This is a genomic window from Psychrobacter sp. 72-O-c, from assembly GCF_904846605.1.
GTDB lineage: Bacteria > Pseudomonadota > Gammaproteobacteria > Pseudomonadales > Moraxellaceae > Psychrobacter.
In genome coordinates this window covers 1-3,210 of the sequence record NZ_CAJHBI010000063.1, presented here as the reverse complement: position 1 = coordinate 3,210, position 3,210 = coordinate 1, and the positions used below count along the sequence as shown (strand labels likewise).

The 3,210-nt window shown below is 38.9% G+C and carries 1 protein-coding gene and 1 pseudogene; one reads left to right on the top strand and one right to left on the bottom strand.

The genetic code is table 11. From position 1 onward, the window contains the following. Window positions 1-147: 147 nt before the first annotated feature. Window positions 148-1,181 (top strand): annotated as a pseudogene (locus JMX97_RS13570) (IS3 family transposase); the annotation flags it as partial. Between the two features lie 120 nt (window positions 1,182-1,301). Here the strand turns inward: JMX97_RS13570 and JMX97_RS13565 are convergent. After that, a complete protein-coding gene (locus tag JMX97_RS13565; protein ID WP_201558951.1) occupies window positions 1,302-2,045 on the bottom strand; it encodes a CHAP domain-containing protein in 744 nt (247 codons plus the stop codon). Between the last annotated feature and the right edge of the window lie 1,165 nt (window positions 2,046-3,210).

The following is a 3,210-nucleotide window of genomic DNA, read 5'->3' as shown; positions in this document are numbered from 1 at the left end:
AACCATCGAGCCGTACTACAACCAGACTAGAATTCAAAAGGGCTTGGGCTATAAATCGCCAAGACAGATGTGGTTTGACTTTTATCGTCACGCTGCGTAATTATAATCTCCCAAGTTTATGTGTACGGGATTGACAGCAGGGGTCAAACTGCTCGGCAGTTGGGAATAGCGATGCAAACGTTATCCAATTGGCAGAACAAAACCAATCAAGGTAAGCTTGTCAGCACATAACAATATGATCCTGAACTTATGGCAGCTCTTGAAGAAATCAAGCAACTCAAACGGCAATTAAAAATAGCTGAAGAGGAACGAGAGATATTAAAAAAGGCCACAGCGTACTTCGCGAAGCACAGCTCGTAAAGTACGCCTTTATTGAAGCCAACCAGCAAGTATTTAGTATTACTCGGATGTGTCGTGTACTGGACGTTAAGCCATCAAGCTACTATGACTGGGTGAGCCGCGGTCTCAGTGAGCAGCAAATACATCGTAATCAAAGTGAATTACTGGTCAGAGTGGCTCATGATGAGACCAAACAGCGCTATGGTCAGAAGCCTTAAAGAAGAACACGGCATTGCTTGTCGTCGCCACAAGCGCTTTAAAATTACCACCAACTCAAATCACAATAAGCTTACCTATCCAAAATTGCTCAATCAGAAGTTCGATGCCAATCGTCCTAATCTTGCGAAGCAGTGCTTCTCAGGGTTAGTGATATCACCTACATATGGACGCGCGAGGGCTGGCTGTACTTAGCAGGGGTTAAAGATCTTTATACTAAAGAGTTTGTCGGCTATGCCATTAATAAGCGTATGACGGCTGATTTAGTTTGCCGTGCATTGAATATGGCTATTAAGAACAAAAGACCAAGCAGGAACTTGACCGTCCACTCTGACAGAGGCAGTCAGTACTGTAGTCATGATTATCACAAGATCATCAAAAAGCATAAGTTTAAGGGCTCAATGAGCGGCAAAGGTAACTGCTTCGACAACGCACCAATAGAGAGTTTCTGGGGCGTATTGAAGAACGAGCTAGTGTATCACCAAGTTTATCAAACAAGAATTGAAGCTATCAGCGATATCATTAAGTATATTGAGCTGGATTATAACCAGACTAGAATTCAAAAGGGCTTGGGCTATAAAACACCAAGACAGATGTGGTTTGACTTTTACCGTCAGGCTGCTTGATTAAAATCTCCCAAGTTTGTTTGTACGGATTTGACGGCAGGGGTCAAACCCAGCAATGATATGAAGGTCACTGCTGAGCTGGAGGAAAATAATAACTATATTAGGTTGACTTATCAGGCCTTATTTATCAGCCATAGCAAGGTAGATGCCACGGTCCGATGCATCATCAACATATTTTGAATCGCGCCATGTCGTATAAGCATAGACACCACTGTATGGGCTAATACTGTTCTGACGGAAGTCAGAAATCCAGTCTTTACCATCAAATATTTGGATATGGCCATGCGGACGCTTTGATGAGCGATCATAGACGATAACGTCACCTACTTGGGTCGGCATATCATTGCTGATTTTGCTGAAACCTGCTTTATCAAGTGTGCCACGAGTAGCATACTGATAGGCTGAAGGGTTCGGTGTAAAGTCGTAACCTGCAGATTGTAACGCTTTACGTACATAACGGGCACAATATCCAGAGCTGCCAGATAGAGCAACTCGTGAGGCGCGAGCAGCAGCCATAGCGGGTGCTGAATTACTGTCGGGAACCGTATTAGCTTTTTGTTGTTGTTTTTCAGTATATAACCGGCTGTTCAGCGATGAAAGCTGATTCTCTTTTTGCTGAGCCTGCGCACTTAGATTGCTAATTGCTTGACTGATTTCGTCATTATTTGAGACAGACGCACCATTATTGGTGCTATAAGTATTTCTGGTAGAACCGTAGCTCGAAGCTGGAGTAATACTCCTAGTAGAGCTAGAGGCAGCAGAGATATTAGTAATAGTATTTGTTTGAGAAGTCGTTACGGCAGCACCACTCGTTTGTGCTATGCCCATGCCCAGTACTGAAAAAATCAATAAAGCCTGTTTCATAAATTTACTACCTAGGGTTAATACATAATGTTCTGTCATCAATAACAGAGCAGTTAATTAAATTTCAATAACTTAAGTATATATACATCGTAGTGATCAATACTTGTGCTACAAATTCATTATCTAAAGAGCAATTAGTGTCGCTGGCAGCCTTGTGAAAGTCTTATGAAGCTATTGAAAATCAAGCTGTTAGCCAAAACACAAAGCCGACTTTAGCATAGGCTGTAAAACATGTCACCACTAATAAAAGTCTCAAAAACACCCTTTTTATGCTGATAAAATACTAAAAAAATTCTATTTTACAATGTAAGTTTGTGTAATTTTTATTAGGTCTAGCTGACCAACTTGAAGTGTTTTTTATTATTTTATAAGCAAAAAAAACGTCTAATTGTCAGATCCATGATTCGGATCTGACAATTAGACGTTTTTTTATTGGATGAATCAATTATCGTATATAGGGTTTGATCAATCGTTATAATTATAGAATAATTTATAGTGTGAATATAAATTTTAATTCCTTACTGACTTATGTAATATTACGTAATTGTTGCGATACATCGTGTATTTCCTTGTATTAATTTATTAGCAGTTAGCTACTTTGAAGGTAAATAGTCGATAAAGCAGGTTACATTGTCATCAAAAGTTACAAATTCAAAGTTATTTTTGGCTTTTAAAGTCTCAGTAGCTAATGAATTAATTGATAAATAGTTATTTTTATAAGCAATAGAACAGTCTTATACCTTTCTCATTTGCTCTTAACGCTAACACTATAGTCAAACCCCAATACTAACGATGTCAGCTAAGTAAAATGCTAAGTACAGAAAAATCTGCTAACCTATGTAAAATATAGAGCTAGCAGCTTTCTTACTACTATTAAAATCGAATCACTATTGATATTAATTTATAAATTCAATATTCATACCACCACATTAATCAGGTAATCAGGTAATCAGGTAATCAGTATCTAAAGAATTATAAGCTAACCTATAAAGTAAACATTTCCCCCTATGGCAGGATAGTTGTCACCCCTAAAAGATTAATCCAAATGGGGGCATCAAGGACTCATCATGCCACGCTATAGTGAAGAACGTAAACAGGCGATACTAAACAAACTACAACCACCCTTGAACCTATCCATCGCCGAAGTCTCAAGAAATGGAGGCAT